Below are 16,728 nucleotides of genomic sequence, written 5' to 3' on the forward strand. Positions count from 1 at the left end.
TTACTGAAATTTTCTGTGTTGACTTGGGAGTTGATTTTTCAGATGGTTACCGCAGAGTACATTTGGATTGTTATTCCAGTTGACTTTTGGAGAATTCTATAAAGAAAAAGACAACCGGACCAAAAAGCAGCACTGGAAACACATAAATAAATGCAGGAGAAATTCCTGTTCCTGCATTGGAACCGGTATGGAAAGAAAAATATTCAATGACAATAAAGATCAGAAGCAAGTTGAATTTAAGCCATCTCCATAGCCTTTTATTGATTTCACTGAGTTGAGCACTTTTTTCAGAAGAGACCTGCACGGGATAGTCACCCAATTGAGGTCTCAGGTTGTAGACAGTCAGTCCAACATATAAAACAGTAGCTATAGTTGGAACAGTATAAGTCATCTTACTGGCCCAAAATTCATTGGGTGTCTGGAAGAAACTAAAATCTTCCGAGACCAATTCTGCGCCGATATGCTGGAATTTATAGGTCATTACCCAAAGAGATATCAAAGCGATAAAGCCAAAAATCTCTAGAATTCCATCAAAGAATGACATTTTAAATCTTCCTACTTTTGAAAATAAATTGTTCATAGATTTAAATTACTGTTTTTCTCAGCAAATATTCATGAAATAAATTATGGTTCACAACAATCATTTCAAAGAAATGGTATTTATATTTCCACTCAACCGAATCACATTACCTGGTTCTAACAAATCCGTCCTACTTTCTTCCTGATTGATTTTTATGCTTTCATACTTATCCACAGGAAATTTGAAAATGATTTCCCAATCCGGCTCGGTTTGGATGATTTCTATTTCAGTCACCCCGTCATCTCTTATTTTCCAATCCAAGGATATTTCATTTTCACCAATCCTAACCCGCTCTATTTTGGCTGATTTCCAAGATGAGGGCATTTGGGGAGAAATGTGAATAAGCCGACGATGGGCCTGCGGTTTGATTCCAAAAAACTGTGTTACCAAAGGCACTCCATAACTATAAAGATTCCAGGCTTGGGTCATCATACCATAATCGGGGGAAACCTCATAAATAGATCCAGGAAGCGCAAATCCAAAGGATTTAGTCATCATCTGTAAATATTCCAAGGCCTCATCAGGCCGGCCGTAATTGTTTTCTGAAATAGCTTGAACACCTGTAGGCAAGGTCATCACAGCACCCGTGTAGGAAAAAACTTTACTACCCGAAAAAGAACCATCTTCTGATTCAGAGAATTCATCTCTATCTATCCCTGTTACAAATACCCCAAAAGGATTTACAAACTTACGGCCTTTATCCAAGGCTTGGATAGCTTTTTTTTCATCTGCAATACCCATTTCCATGGGGGTATTTACCACCCAGTTATGAAAGATGACGAAACCCTGTTTTTTATTTGCAGGGTATGTGGATAACTTTCTTTTTGTAGCTCTTAATTCCTCTACTGCCCAAGGCTTATTGAGTGTGTCGGCCCTGACAATTGCCGCATCAATCAAATGAATTGCCTCGGTAGTCGTTCCTATAAAATCTGCATAGGAATTGAATTCTTCAACCCAAAACTCCTTATTGATCTTTTCTTTGAGAATATCGGCAGTCTGCTGATAAATTTCAGCCTGATCTGATTCCCCCATTTCCAATGCCATTTGGGCAGCGTCAGCAAAGGCAACCTGAGTATATGTGGCAACATCTATCATCTCTGATTCAAGGCCATGGATTTCCATCATACCATATCCATCGGGAAAAAGATTTCCATCTTTGTCATTCTCCTCCATCAACCATTGCAAACCTTTTTTTATGGTGGGATAATATTTGGAAAGAAATTCTTTATCCCAGGTCCATTGATACACCCACCAGATCAATGAGGCAAACTGCGGAGTTTCATTGATATTCCCAGGGTTGAAAATGACCCCGTTGGTACTTACTTCATGGACAATTCTGCCATTGCCATTAGTTTCAGAAAGTTTGTGGATAAGTTCTATTGTATGATAGACCAAGTCCTTTCTACCTGTAGCAATCGCTCCTTTCAGGGTATATTCATTGTCTACCCCAAACCACCAAGGATAATCCGGTATTCCTGCCCCCAGGCCTTTACCAATTTCAGGAACTTCCCTTACAAGCCATTCCGTATTATATTTCACCCATTCAAAGGCTTTTTCAATTTCCTTATCAGGAATGGTGATTTGGGTCAAAGACGCAATATCATTATAGTGTTTTATCTTATCTTCCAATAAGGACTCAGAATGGGCACTGAGCATATCAAAGGTTTTCTCTGAATCAAATTGTGAAGTATAAGAACCTGCTATAAAAAATTTAATATTTGTTTCCTCATTGGGGGAAAGGTCGATTTCATAACTCAATCGTGCCGCATTACCTTGCCCCTTTGGAGTAAATTGACAATTTTCAGAAGATCCGCTAAAATTTTCACCATTTCTATTGGAACCAAAAAGAACATACCATTCATTTCCTTCATCTTTCCCCCGCCAAGCTTGTCTGACTTCATCAAATACAAGGTTATCCACATTATCTATCATTCCGGCTTGGTCTCCAAGCCAAGCCGGCATCAAATCGGTATGTCCTGTAAATTCAAAATCGAAGTCAATTTTGGACTTACCCACATTTTTAAAATTAAATTCAATCACTATACCTTGCATCCCTTCAGGTACAAACTGAAATCTTTCGATCTCCATTCCGGGCACTTGGTTTTTATAGAAATGCTTACTGGCAAATGGATAATTGATAAACTCATCTGCTGCATTCAGACAATATGAATTATCTGACAATCCCACAGATGCGGTAAACCCATCCATCAACTTGATGGGATGATTCCAGATTCCACCCATTTCCCCTTCCACATGCCAACCCAAATCGGGGAAGGTTCCATCTTGATGGCCTACCATATATACCCTGTCTCCCGCAGTTACAAATGGCGAGGATAAGTATTCTTTTTTCCCAGCTAGCCTATTAGTGTCATCCAAAAGACTGGAAAGAGATATTTCATGGGAATTTTTTTGACAGGATGAAAAGCAGGTTAAAATGAAAATAAATTTGAAAAAAAAATTTTTCATAGGGTTTGTCTTTTTGTCAATAAGCACCCTAAATATAAAGCCTTTTTAACAATTATAATTAAATGGCTTCTTCCAAGGAAACATTATTAAAATGGCATGATTTTAAAAATCACTTGCTTTAAAGAGGAAATAGATTCCCCACAGAGAACCTTTTTCTTAAAATACTTTTTTTGTAAAAGATGGGGTATGCTGCATTTTCCGTTGCCTATGAAAACAATTTTATTCTTCGGACTTAAGCAGCACATTTATCCCGGAGGTTTCAATTGAGTTTCCGTCTGCCAATTCTGCGACAAACCTGAGTGTATGATTCAGATTATCCACAGGTGATTCATTCAAGTAAAAATAAGCAGTCGTGAGTTCGGACTTATTGATGTAATCTTTCAAAAAAAGATCCTTCTCGAAAAAAAACTTATTGTCTACTGTAAATGAAGCTATTTCCAACAAATCAGACCCGGCCGGAAAATTTTCATTATAATCCTGATTACTCAGTAATTTGATGTCACTTACCCGATTATTATTTGTCCAGACAACAGGACAGGTTGCATTAAGGGTAAAAAAAACCAACACAGGTTTTGGAAATGAAAGCTCAAACATCAGTCTGTTGTATGGCAACTGATTGGCAGATATCCATGGACTGAGTAATGTTTCACCTGCTGACCTTGTTTTCGGTTTAAGGGAAATCTCCTTGATCTCATATTTGGTTTCTTCACATTTATCTTCACAGGAACTTTGGATCAAAGAAGAAAATAGAATGATAGAAACAACAAGGTATTGCTGTAAATTTTTCATGATGGGGACTTTAGCGAGAGTAGATAGGGGCAATTAAACTGCCCTCAGACGTGATTTGGATTAAGTATCATTCCAAATGAAAACGCATGAAGGACGATGAAATTTATTCAAAAAAACCCGGATAATGCAATAAACTTATCACAATTTGAAATAATGTGGATAACTTGATTATTTCTTCAAACCTCTAATTACCACATTGCCTGTACCTTCCTCAAGACAAGGATACTGCATTTCTACCTTTGCATATTTTGGTTGACTCAGTGTTTTATAAAACTCATCCAAATATTTCAATGTAGCTTTCACATTTTTTGGATCAAGATAGGGACTTGAAGTATAAACCGAATAAATATCCTCTTTTTTGGACTTATACAGTTCAAAGACTTCGTTGAAAACCTCCATATCCTCGATACAATAACCTCTATATCTCCTTTCTCTTACAGAAACCATTTCCAGTTGTTCTGCAGGCTTGGCATAGGGTGCCCCGACAATTCCCGCATGGTCAAAATCATAGGGCACACCAAGCAATCTTCCCGTACCAGGATCTTTGACCAATTTGATGTTTTGTCTATACTGTACCGACCAATCTGTGTTGGCAATCATGTATTGAAATATGGCCATATTTAAAAATTCAGGAGGATTGAGATCTTCGGGCCTTATCAACTCTTCTTTGACAGGCACCATATTATTCCGCTCGGCCATCACATCTTCCTCTTCAATCAAAAAGGCATAGAAGGGATCCTTCTGTTTTGCTTTGGGATTGCTGTCCTGTAAATTAACTTTAAGCAACTTAACCTTAAAGCTATAGCCTGAAATTTGATTATAAATTTTATAGGCATAATATTCATTCAGTACGTATTTATCACCCTTACATGGCATGACAAGCTTGAGTTTATCCTGATTCTGAAAAACAGTATTCTTGACGGAACCTTTAGCAAAATTGAGTAGAATGGGCGGATACTCGCATTGTCCAATACTTCTTCGAAATTTCCCCCTGGTTTTACTTTTTAGAGAAATAGTGACCGGTTGCTGCTCTGAATCAACATACATTAATTGAATATCAAAATTTTGTGGTTCCCCTTCACGGTCTTTAAAAAGGCTGGTCAAATCACCTGAAAGCGTTATTTCCAAAAGCGACTCATCATCAAAAAGGGAAGGAGTTTGTGCATTGGTAAAAAAGGGCATTAATGATAATGCCAGCAAGAAAATACTTAACCAATTCGGTAATTTAAGATTCATAAGGATCAATTTAGATATAAATTTCCTTAATCTGTATTTACTGAAGAAAAAATTAAAGGGTTCCGGTCAGTTATTCCCAACCCCAGGCAGGTCCCGGACTTTGAACTTCCTTTTTAAGATCGAATTTTACAGTAAATAATCTCTCAGTTCCAATTCTCCTAAGATTATAAGTAAAATATTCATCTTCCAAAGTTATCCACCAGACATTGTTGGCTGCATAAGGAATGAGATTTGCTGTTTCCTGATCAGCTGGAAAAATTTGAATACTATCCATTCCAGTGTTGGGAGAGGTGCCGCCGTATTGAGTGATTTCATCCGCACTGCCATCTTCATGTCTATGGTCGTGCTTTAGTTTGACCAGACCATTTTCCATGGTCAACACCCAAGTTCTGGATTTGTCATTTCCCACGAAAAACGGAATGTGGATAAATCCTTCCCCGCAATCAACCACATGCATGACAAGCTTTTTTCCAGCAAAGGGGTCATTGTCTGAAATCTCAGTGGTCACTACCCCCTCATAAGCTTTTCCGCAATGTTTTGAAAGTTTTTCCCAAAAAACCAAATTACCCTTGTCCTGAGCAAAAGAAGAAAAAGTAAGACTTAAAAAAACAAAGGAAAAAATTACTGCTATTTTCATGTTTCTTGGTAGTTCAGATTATAAAATAAAATTTGGATTGAGTTGTCAAGTAAACATAAATTACATAATCCACCAAACACTCTGGTTTAACAAGCTGTTAAAAAAACAATGAAGTACAACAGAATTATAGTTTGGTTTAGAAATGATTTAAGGGTGCATGATCATGCATCCTTATCTTCATCTATTGAAAAAGGAAAAGAAGTGGTTCCCGTATTCTGCTTTGATCCCAGAAATTTTAGAGAGTTGGATCTTGGAATTTCAAAATCCGGATCAATCAGGACAAAATTCTTGATCGAATCTGTGGATAACTTAAAAAAGAATCTACAAAAATTAGGTGCTGATCTGATTATCAGGATAGGGAAGCCGGAAGAAAAGCTGATTGAAATGGCTTTAGAACTCAAGGCAGATGCTATATTTTTCACGGAGGAAGTGACTGAGGAAGAGAAAAAAGTTGAAAATAATCTTGAAAAAGCAGCCTGGGGCAAAGGAATTGAAACAAAGTCCTTTTGGCAAAGCACCTTATTCCATATTGAAGATTTGCCTTTCCCTATCAATCAAATACCTGAAGTATTTACACAGTTCAGAAAAGAGTGCGAAAAATTTTCCAGAGTCAAAAAGACAATTGGTTTACCTACCAAAATAAATTTCCCTTCTGAATCTATAGATATGGGGTATATCCCTAAGTTATCCACATTTGGATTGCCCGATAAACCCATTTCATCCAAATCTGTCTTAGGATTTAAAGGAGGAGAAGACGAAGGCAAAAAAAGATTACTGACCTATTTTTGGGAAAATGACTGTCTCAAGTCTTATAAAGAAACCCGGAACGGGCTTTTAGGTGCAGACTATAGCAGTAAATTTTCGTCTTGGCTATCTTTAGGCTGCATTTCTCCAAGATTTGTCTACGAAGAGGTGATTCGGTATGAAAAGGGCCGCAAAAAGAACCAATCTACTTATTGGCTGATTTTTGAATTGATTTGGCGGGACTATTTCCGATTTATTTGCCGGAAGCATGGCAGCAAGGTTTTCCAGATTCAGGGCATCAAAAACAATGTGGATAACTGGAGCAAAGACAAAAATCTATTTTTCAAATGGGCAGATGGATTAACAGGTATTCCCTTTATAGATGCCAATATGAGGGAATTGAACCAAACAGGATTTATGTCCAACAGGGGCAGACAGAATGTGGCCAGTTTTTTGGTCAATGACTTGGGAATTGATTGGAGATGGGGGGCAGCATATTTCGAGAGTATGTTGATAGATTATGATGTTTGTTCCAATTGGGGGAATTGGATGTATATAGCTGGTGTCGGCAATGACCCAAGGGAAAACCGCTATTTCAATATCCTTCGACAAGCAAATGCCTATGACCCCAAGGGGGAGTATATCCGGCACTGGATTCCGGAAATCTCACAAATCCCGGCTTCCGATATCCATCAGCCTTTTGAGTTATCCACCAGTGATCTGAATAAATTGGGAATTGATTTGGGAAAAACTTATCCACATCCTATAGTTGAATTCAAGATTTGATTTAGATCAAGATTTTTTAGCTTATATCAGCCAAAGGAAACTCCTTTTCAATTGTATTGGTAGCCAATAAGGTGATACAATTTTCATTTTTACTCCCAAAATCAAATGGGACTGTAAAAGGAAAAATTTGTAAAAAATATTTTTTCAAATAACTCTGAAAAGTCTTCCCTTTAAATTTAACATTTCTCTACCCGGGTATCTTCACTGTTCATTTGGAGAATAAAGGAAAGAAAAGTAAATAGAGAAGGAAAATCATTATCTTAAAAAAAAATCCAATAACCAATTTCTCTATGGAAATTTCCAATCCGATTTACATCGATGCAATTTGGTTGTCTGCTGCCTTTTTTTGTGGTGTGCTAGCCAAAAGAATAGGTCTTCCGCCCCTTGTGGGGTTTTTGTTTGCGGGATTTGCAATCAATTTTTCAGGACTTCAGGAGGGAAATCTCAACAGTACCATTGATGTCTTGGCTGATATCGGGGTAATGATTTTACTCTTTACCATAGGGCTAAAACTTAAAGTAAAAGAGCTTATCAGGCCCGAAATTTGGGTTTCGGCATCTCTGCACGTTATCCTGTCCATTTTGGCATTTTCAAGCTTTCTATTAGGCCTTACCTACTTGGGATTAAGTATTTTCGCAGATTTGGGTTTTCATAGTACCTTAATGTTAAGTTTTGCCATGAGTTTTTCGAGCACTGTTTTTGTGGTTAAAACCTTAGAGGCAAGAGGGGAATTTGATTCTTATCACGGCAAGATTGCTATTGGCATTTTGGTAATTCAGGACATCTTTGCAGTGCTTTTTATAGCAGTTTCGGATCAAAAAATCCCTTCCCTGTGGATTTTAGCACTTCCCATAATTTTGTGGTTGTTACAGAAAATTCTCAGCAAGCTTCTCCACCAAATGGAACATGGCGAACTGTTTTCGTTTTTTGGTTTCTTTGCCACATTTATTGCAGGGGCATTGATTTTCAGCTTGGTAGGCTTAAAGGCCGATTTGGGGGCATTGGTAAGCGGAATGTTATTGGTGAATCATCCCAAAGCAGATGAACTTTACAATCGGATGGCCGAGTATAAGGATTTCTTCCTTATTGCCTTTTTTATTAATGTCGGATTGGTGGGACTTCCAAGTATACCTACATTTAGTGTCGCATTGATTCTACTTCCTTTTGCCTTGCTAAAGGGCCTTTTGTTTTTGTACATTCTCTCCAGGTTTTCCATGCAACCACGAACCGGGTATCTCACTGCTTTGAGTTTGACAAATTTCAGTGAATTTGGTTTGATTGTGGGAATCGTTGGACTTCAAATTGGACTGCTTCCCAATGAATGGATTGTGGCTTTGGCACTGTTAATGTCTTTTTCTTTTATTTTGGCAGCACCGTTAAATGTCTTTTCCCATGAAATTTTTGATCGTTACAAGGGGATTATTTTAAAATTAAATAAGAAAAAGAATAGTGTGGATTGTGAACCCCTGGATTTTGGGAATGCTGAGATTTTGGTGGTTGGTTTGGGAAGTATTGGAAAGCACACTTTTGAAGCACTATTCGAAACTCATGGAAATAAAGTTCTGGGACTCGATTATAATCCTGACTTAATTTCAGAGCTTCAAACACAGGGGAATCAGGTATTGTGGGCAGACGTCACAGATAGCGAACTATGGGATAATGTAGATTGCAAAAATATTAAAACAGTATTCATGACGGTAAGCGATTATTCCACGAATCTCAATGCCTTGAAAGAGATCGCCCGCATAAAGGATCGACCGTTTAAAATATTCTCTTTGAGCCAATATACTGAACAAACGGCAAAGTACCGTTCTTTAGGAGTGGACTATGTTTTTGAGTATAAAGAAAACCTTGGTAAGGATTTTGTGTCCAATGCGCTTGATTTTAAAAGTATGTAGCTTAACCGCTTCGATCCGACAAAAATTTTTCAATAGTCCTTAGAGCCTCTTCTTGTTGTTCAAACATCCCCATGTGACCTACTCCGATCATTTCATGATAAAGGGTACCAAAAGGTTGGTGTAATCTGCTGGACTCGACCTTGACAGCCGGGTCCAAATCACCTGCAATCATTAATTTGGGTCCCTGAAAAGTTTTCCACACATCAAATCTATCCTTCCTGTCCCGCATAGCTGCGATAAAAGCAAGAATGCCTTGCTTGGAGCTCCGTTTTCCAAATGAAATCAATTCCTCAATTTTCTCTGATTGGGAAGCCCGATGTTGCTCTGAGAAAAGAGGCGGAACAAATGAATCTATAAACTTATCCACACCGTTTTTTTTGACAAAATCGATGGTTTTGTTTCTCGTTTTCTTTTTTTCTTCGTCATCAGCAAAAGCAGTAGAATGGAAAAGGCCAATGGCCTTGAGTTCCTGTCCCATCAGTTCGGCCAAGGCCAAAGTGACATATCCGCCAAGCGAATGGCCGATGATGAAGGGATGGTGAATATGGTTTTCCTCCATCCATTCCTGAAGCAAAACCGCTGTTTCTTCCAAACTTATTTGTGTTTGATCAAGTGGACTTTCACCAAATCCGGGGAGATCGGGACAGAATACCTGATAGGACTTGGATAAGTGATCTGAAAAAGTTTTCCACATTTCTTTGGACTCACAAAATCCGTGAATTAAGATAAGTGCTTGGCCGGTTCCTTTTTGAGAAAAAGCTATCATTTTCTAAAAATACAAAATCCTGACTACTTGGTCAGGATCTATTATATTTTTAAACCAAGAAATTCATTCTTTGCTTTATCAACCCTCCAAAAAATTTCCCCGAATTGCCAAGCTGTAAGCATTCAATCTTCAAATTTTGTACTATGACTAACCCCTGCCTAATGCCACCTACCACTAATGTCCTCTCATACCTACTGCGACTGCCTACTGAGAACCGCCTACTGAGAACTGCGACTGCCTACTGAACACTTTCCCCACCTAACTTCTAACCTTAATTTCAGCCATCTCCCTTACCACCTGAGCAATTCCCTCAGGATCAAAACCACATTCACGGTGAAGTTCAATCTGCTCTCCATGTTCAATGATGGCATCAGGGATACCGAGCCTCTTTACTTGAGCTGAATAACCATTGTCCACCATCCATTCCAATACGGCTGAACCGAATCCGCCCATCAGGCAACCGTCTTCTACGGTGATGACTTTTTTGAATTTCCCGAATACTTCATGAAGCAGTGATTCATCCAAAGGCTTCACAAAACGCATATCATAATGCGCAGGATTCAATCCTTCTTTGGCTAAAAGCTCGGAAGCAGTCACTGCATAATTACCAATATGGCCAATGGTTAAGATGGCAACTTCCTCTCCTTCTTTGATGATTCTTCCCTGTCCTATAGGAATTTCTCTCATAGGTGTTCTCCATTCAGTCATGACACCCTGTCCTCTAGGATATCTGATAGAAAAAGGCCCTTCAAATTTAGTGGCAGTGTACATCAGACTTCTGAGTTCAGACTCATCCATAGGGGCAGTGACGACCATATTTGGTATGCACCTAAAATAAGCCATGTCATATGCCCCGTGATGGGTCGGACCATCTGCACCTGCAAATCCCGCCCTGTCCAAACAAAATACAACCTGAAGATTCTGTATAGCCACATCGTGGACTACCTGGTCATAGGCCCTTTGCATAAAGGAACTGTAGATATTGCAAAAAGGAATCAGTCCTTGCGTAGCAAGACCTGCAGAAAAAGTCACGGCATGTTGCTCTGCAATTCCCACATCAAATGCCCTGTCAGGCATTTCTTTCATCATAATATTCAGAGAGGAGCCTGAGGGCATGGCAGGAGTAATCCCCATGATCTTATCATTTTCCTTTGCCAGTTCCACCAAAGTATGTCCAAATACATCCTGGTATTTTGGTGCCTGTGGAGTAATAGGTGTCTTTTTATAAATTTCCCCAGTGACTTTGTCAAAAAGTCCGGGAGCATGCCAAGTAGTTTTATTGCCGGTTTCAGCCGGGGCATATCCCTTCCCTTTTACAGTGATGCAGTGAAGGATTTTGGGTCCGGGGATATCCCTTAGGTCAGCAAGGATTTCCACCAAATGATGTACATCATGGCCATCTACAGGTCCGAAATATCTTAAATTGAGTGATTCAAAAAGATTACTTTGCTTTAGAACGGCAGATTTGATTGCCCCTTCTACCTTGGAAATGATTTCCTGGGCAGAAGATCCGAATTTGCTGATTTTACCCAACAAATTCCAAATATCATCTTTTACTCTATTGTAAGTATGAGAAGTGGTGATATCGGTAAGATAATCTTTTAAAGCACCTACATTTGGGTCTATGGACATACAATTATCATTGAGAATGATAATCATATTGGTATCTGAAACACCTGCATGGTTCATGGCTTCAAATGCCATACCCCCGGTCATAGAACCATCTCCTATAACAGCCACATGCTGTTTGTATTTATCGCCTTTGTATTTGGAGGCCATGGCCATACCCAATGCCGCAGAAATGGAGGTACTTGAATGACCTACTCCAAAAGTATCGTATTCGCTTTCTTTTCTTTTTGGAAACCCTGATAATCCTCCATAAATCCGGTTGGTATGGAACTTTTCTTTTCTCCCGGTCAGAATTTTATGCCCATAAGCCTGATGTCCCACATCCCATACCAATTGGTCTTCCGGTGTATTCAACACATAATGTAATGCAACCGTAAGCTCAACGACACCAAGACTTGCCCCGAAATGACCCCCATATACCGAGACATTGTCAACAATAAATTGTCTGAGTTCATCACAAATCTGGACTAGCTGGTCTTTGGGTAATTTTTTCAGATCATTGGGTGTATTGATCTTGGAGAGTAATTTACCGGGTTTGATTATCATCAGCGATGTGTTTCGTCTTAAAGGTAATTAACATTTAACAATATTAATTGTTTTAAAAAGATCATTCCTGAAACAGTAAATTCTGAACAGGTCTTTTTTATGTCAAATATTTAAATTGCTTTTATTTAGATATCTTTGGGACTAAGAGATTTGCAAAATTAAGATAAAATAAATAGTAATCAGTGAGTTTCGAAATCAAATTACCACTTTTCGAAGGACCTTTCGATTTGATGCTTTTCTTTATAGAAAGGGATGAATTGGATATTTATGATATTCCCATCGCTAAAATTACCAAAGATTTCCTTGAATATATCCATCATTTGGAAAAAATGGAAATAGAAGTGGCCAGTGATTTTATTTTATTTGCAGCCACTTTGATGAAGATCAAGTCAAAAATGCTGATTCCCAGACCAGAAATTGATGAAAATGGCGAGGAAATAGATCCAAGGGAAGAATTGGTAAGGCATCTCTTGGAATATAAAAAGTATAAATCCGTCATTTCCGAACTCTCCAATTTGGAGGATATCCGTATGGCGAAAGTAAAAAGGGGCAATATTCTGGATGAACTGAAGCTATTATCCAAAGTGGATGACGTAGAAGCGGAAATGCAGGATTTGGATCTCTACAAATTATTAAAGGTGTACCAAAAAGTAATTTCAAGGTACACTTCTAGAACGGATGATACTAAGCATACCGTAATCCAATATCCTTATACCATTGAGCAACAAAAGGACTTTGTCATGGAAAAAATCACTTTTCGGGATAAGGTTCCATTCACTGATTTTATCAGCTATAAACCTGACAAAATTTTCGTTATTTATACATTTTTAGCCATTTTAGAACTTCTTCAATTATCTATGGTTACCATTGTGATTGGAGAGGGATTCAATAATTTTTGGGTAGAAAAGAAAGAAACAGTGCCGATCGAATAGGATATGAAGTTAGATAACAAGAAGATTTTCGAAACCCTTAACCCCAATAAGGTTTGGGTTCCGGTTTTGATAGGCTTGGGCATAGTTTTTTTTATGTTTTACCTTGATCCCAATATCAATGCAAAAACATTAAAGGGTGTTTTCGATGCTTCTGCATGGGGTATAGTGATTGCCATATTGGTTATACTTGGCAGAGATGCAGGATATGTTTATAGGATCAGAGAAATAACCGACAGGCATCTTACTTGGACAAGAGCTATTTACGTCATCATTCTTTGGGAATTTGCATCTGCAGTCACCCCTTCTGTAGTCGGTGGAACAGCCGTAGCCATATTTATTCTGAACAAAGAAGGCATCAAATTAGGGAAAGCCATTGCTTTTGTCATGGTGACTGCAATACTGGACAACCTGTTCTTTGTGATCGGGGCACCGATTATTTTATTTTTTGCAAAAGGAAATATATTTCCAACCAGCAGGGTAATGGAAATGAAGCTCGGAAGAAGCCTGGAAGTTTTATTTTGGGCAAGTTATACCATGTATGCCCTTTATTCTCTGGTAATGGCAGCGGCATTGTTTTACAGACCAAGGGTTTTTAAATCGATATTATTGAAGCTATATTCGATCAGATGGCTCAAAAAATGGAAACATTCGGCCAATGAATACGGGAATCAAATCATAGAGGCTTCCAAAGAATTGAAGGGACGGAAACTGAAATTTTGGGCGCCTGTAATATTGGCTACGATATTCATTTGGAGCTCACGGTACTTGATGTTGAACGCCCTCATCGGAGCATATGAATCCCTTGACGTCCAAGAACATATCATTATCTTTGCCAGGCAGGTCATCATGTGGATTGTCATGATGATATCCCCAACACCGGGAAGCAGTGGTACTGCCGAGTTCTTTTTTGCCCAGTTCTTTGCTGAATTCCTTACCGGTTACACCTTTGTCACAAGTATACTATGGAGGATGCTTTCTTATTATCCATACCTATTGCTAGGTGCGATATTCCTACCAAGATGGATCAAGCAGGTATTTTTTGTGAAAAAGGATGAAAAAGAAGAGTAAAACCAAATACATACATTTGATAAATGATCCAACCCCTTACGGCACATCAAATCTGTGAAATAATAAATGGTCAGGTTTTGTCCGGGAATCAAGACGCTTTGATCCATCAGGTGGCAATAGACTCACGCAATATTCTACAGCCTTATGCCACTTTATTCATAGCCTTAAAGGGGGCCAAATTTGATGGTCATGATTTTATCCCAACAGTAATTGAAGCGGGAATTCGTTGCTTTTTGGTCAAAAAAGATTTTAAACTGAATCCCGGAATTGATTCAGAAATTGTTTTCATTGGGGCTGATGATACCCTAAAAGCATTGCAACAAATTGCTGCCTACCAAAGAAGTCTTTTTGATGGTCCTTTGGTTGGAATCACCGGCAGCAATGGAAAGACCATTGTCAAGGAGTGGCTCGGACAGGTCTTAAGTCAGCAATATGCAGTGGCAAAAAGTCCCAAAAGCTATAACAGTCAAGTGGGCGTTCCTTTATCCATTTTCGGTATTTCACCATATCATCAGGTTGCGGTATTGGAAGCCGGGATTTCCCAAACCGCCGAGATGCAAAAATTGGCAGCTATGCTTAAACCGAATCTGGGAATATTTACCAATATCGGTACTGCCCATGAGGAGGGTTTTGAAAGCATGGAGCAAAAATTATCTGAAAAAGCCAAGCTTTTTGAAAACTGCCAACTGATTATTTACAGAAAAGATCATCAATCCATCCATCAATATCTTAAAAGTCAATTTTCGGATGAAAAACTAGTTGGTTGGTCTGATTATCCCGGAGCTGATTATACTTTTTCTGTAAAAAAAGAGCAAGAGAGATCCAAAATACTCCTCTTGAAACCGGATATGAGTATTTTCACTTTTTTGGTACCCTTCACAGATGAGGCTTCTCTGGAAAATGTCCGACATGCCATTACTGCTGCTTTGGTTTTGGAAATGGATCCAAAAATGATTCAGGAGGGACTTGACCACCTTAAAGCTGTGGACATGCGCCTCACCCTTAAACCCGGGGTGAACGCTTGTTTGATCATTGATGACACTTACAACAATGATCTGGCAGGATTGAGATTGGCATTGGATTTTATGGCTGCCCAACGGCAGAAAAAAAGGAAGATCCTCATCATTTCTGATTTGTTACAAATCGGAAATAATGAAGCTGTTTATCAGGAAGTGGCAAGGTTGGTTGATTTTCATGAAATAGATAAAATCATTGCTGTAGGAAGTGAAATTGAGATTTTGATCAAAAATTTAGGGTCAAAGGGAATTTTGTTTAAAAACACGGATTCTCTCCTTAAAGCAATCGATACTAGGGATTTTGAAAATGACCTGATTTTGGTAACAGGTGCCAGAAAATTCGGTTTTGAATCCATTGTCGATATACTGCAACAAAGGATTCATGGAACTACCCTGGAGATCAACCTTAATTCCTTGACGCACAACTATAATTTTTACAAAACAAAATTACTCCCAATGACCAAAGTTATGGTCATGGTAAAAGCATTTGCTTATGGCGGGGGTGCGGCGGAAATAGCCAATCACCTCCAACAACTTAAGGCAGATTATCTTGCAGTGGCCTACACTGACGAAGGTGTAGCGCTGCGAAATGAAGGAATCAAATTGCCCATAATGGTTCTCAATCCTGTGCAGGAATCTTTTTTTCAACTCGAAAAATTCAATCTTGAACCCGTGGTTTATTCCCCTCAGTTTTTTGAGCAATTGGGGAAATATTGTAAAAGCCAGGGAAGCGGAATGAAAATACACCTTGATCTGGATACCGGAATGCATAGGCTTGGCTTTGAACCTAAGCATTTGAAAAGGTTGGAGGAATTGATTCACGAATTTCCTGACCTTAAAATCGAAAGTGTTTATACCCACCTTGCGGGGGCTGATGAGGAAGAACATCACAACTTTACCCTGCATCAATTGGAAACTTTTCTGATGATGTCCCAAAAACTATCTGACAAACTGAATTATTCCCCTTTAAGGCATGCCCTCAATTCGGCCGGAATCGTTAGATTCCCTGAATATCAAATGGATATGGTTCGATTAGGAATCGGATTATATGGAGTGGAGGTAAGCGGAAAATATGATGCGCACCTCAGATCCATCAGTACCTTGAAGACTACCATTTCTCAGATCAAACGCCTGGATCTCGGAGATACTATTGGCTATGGAAGAAAAGGGGTAATGAAAACGGATGGGCAGATTGCTACCATTGCAATTGGATATGCAGATGGTTATGATAGGAGATTCAGCAATGGAAAAGGGTTCGTAGAGATTCACGGACAAAAGGCCCCTGTGATCGGAAATGTCTGCATGGACATGACCATGATAGATATCACTGGAATAGATGCAAAAGAAGGAGACGAGGTCATCATCTATGGCCCCGGTATTTCCCTTAAGGAACTTGCCAATAGAATCGGAACCATTCCTTATGAGTTGCTGACCAATATCAGCAGCAGGGTGAAGAGGGTGTATTATTTGGATTGATGGGTTGAGTTGTTGAATTACCAATCAAATTAAATTTTATTAACGTATTGACATGACAAAATGGAAAGCAACCTTTCCTTGTCACTCCGCCAAAGGAGGAGTCTATTTTCCCAGAGCGTCATTCCTATTCTGAATGTATTTTTAAAACTGGTGTGAACT

General features: G+C 38.8%; 12 protein-coding genes. 5 read left to right on the forward strand and 7 right to left on the reverse strand.

Annotated elements, in window-relative coordinates:
• Positions 1-70 precede the first annotated feature (70 nt).
• From B9A52_RS02800 to B9A52_RS02820, 5 genes are all read right to left on the reverse strand, one after another.
• Positions 71-580 (reverse strand): hypothetical protein, encoded by a 510-nt coding sequence (locus B9A52_RS02800; RefSeq protein ID WP_084118873.1) that lies wholly within the window; start codon positions 578-580, stop codon positions 71-73.
• Between the two features lie 60 nt (positions 581-640).
• Positions 641-3,046: an alpha-L-rhamnosidase-related protein gene (locus tag B9A52_RS02805; RefSeq protein WP_084118874.1), complete on the reverse strand. Its 2,406-nt coding sequence runs from the start codon at positions 3,044-3,046 to the stop codon at positions 641-643.
• 219 nt (positions 3,047-3,265) lie between these two features.
• Entirely contained in the window at positions 3,266-3,835 is a 570-nt protein-coding gene (locus tag B9A52_RS02810) for a DUF5034 domain-containing protein (RefSeq protein WP_084118875.1), read from the reverse strand.
• A 168-nt stretch (positions 3,836-4,003) separates the two neighbouring features.
• Positions 4,004-5,071, reverse strand: a complete 1,068-nt coding sequence (locus tag B9A52_RS02815) for a hypothetical protein (protein WP_157370045.1) — start codon at positions 5,069-5,071, stop codon at positions 4,004-4,006.
• Between the two features lie 70 nt (positions 5,072-5,141).
• Entirely contained in the window at positions 5,142-5,708 is a 567-nt protein-coding gene (locus B9A52_RS02820; protein ID WP_084118877.1) for a hypothetical protein, read from the reverse strand.
• A gap of 108 nt (positions 5,709-5,816) precedes the next feature.
• Here B9A52_RS02820 and B9A52_RS02825 point away from each other — a divergent pair, with 108 nt between their 5' ends.
• Positions 5,817-7,238, forward strand: a complete 1,422-nt coding sequence (locus B9A52_RS02825) for a DASH family cryptochrome (protein WP_084118878.1) — start codon at positions 5,817-5,819, stop codon at positions 7,236-7,238.
• Between the two features lie 290 nt (positions 7,239-7,528).
• Positions 7,529-9,136 (forward strand): cation:proton antiporter domain-containing protein, encoded by a 1,608-nt coding sequence (locus tag B9A52_RS02830; protein ID WP_084118879.1) that lies wholly within the window; start codon positions 7,529-7,531, stop codon positions 9,134-9,136.
• Position 9,137: 1 nt separating this feature from the next.
• Here B9A52_RS02830 and B9A52_RS02835 read toward each other — a convergent pair whose 3' ends face one another.
• Positions 9,138-9,902 carry an alpha/beta fold hydrolase gene (locus B9A52_RS02835; protein ID WP_084118880.1) on the reverse strand — a complete coding sequence of 255 codons (765 nt, stop codon included), beginning with the start codon at positions 9,900-9,902 and terminating at the stop codon, positions 9,138-9,140.
• A gap of 258 nt (positions 9,903-10,160) precedes the next feature.
• The gene (dxs, locus tag B9A52_RS02840; RefSeq protein ID WP_084118881.1) at positions 10,161-12,077 is read right to left on the reverse strand and encodes a 1-deoxy-D-xylulose-5-phosphate synthase; all 1,917 of its coding nucleotides are present in this window, start codon (positions 12,075-12,077) and stop codon (positions 10,161-10,163) included.
• Between the two features lie 182 nt (positions 12,078-12,259).
• Between dxs and B9A52_RS02845 the strand changes: the two genes are divergently transcribed.
• From B9A52_RS02845 to B9A52_RS02855, 3 genes are read left to right on the forward strand one after another with little or no spacing between them, the layout of a single operon-like run.
• Positions 12,260-13,009, forward strand: coding sequence for a segregation and condensation protein A (locus B9A52_RS02845; RefSeq protein ID WP_084118882.1), 750 nt, complete (start codon positions 12,260-12,262; stop codon positions 13,007-13,009).
• Positions 13,010-13,012: 3 nt separating this feature from the next.
• The gene (locus B9A52_RS02850) at positions 13,013-14,077 is read left to right on the forward strand and encodes a lysylphosphatidylglycerol synthase transmembrane domain-containing protein (protein ID WP_084118883.1); all 1,065 of its coding nucleotides are present in this window, start codon (positions 13,013-13,015) and stop codon (positions 14,075-14,077) included.
• A gap of 23 nt (positions 14,078-14,100) precedes the next feature.
• Positions 14,101-16,569 carry a bifunctional UDP-N-acetylmuramoyl-tripeptide:D-alanyl-D-alanine ligase/alanine racemase gene (locus tag B9A52_RS02855; protein ID WP_084118884.1) on the forward strand — a complete coding sequence of 823 codons (2,469 nt, stop codon included), beginning with the start codon at positions 14,101-14,103 and terminating at the stop codon, positions 16,567-16,569.
• Positions 16,570-16,728: the final 159 nt, after the last annotated feature.

Origin of the sequence: Aquiflexum balticum DSM 16537, from assembly GCF_900176595.1 — a bacterium.
Classification (GTDB): domain Bacteria; phylum Bacteroidota; class Bacteroidia; order Cytophagales; family Cyclobacteriaceae; genus Aquiflexum; species Aquiflexum balticum.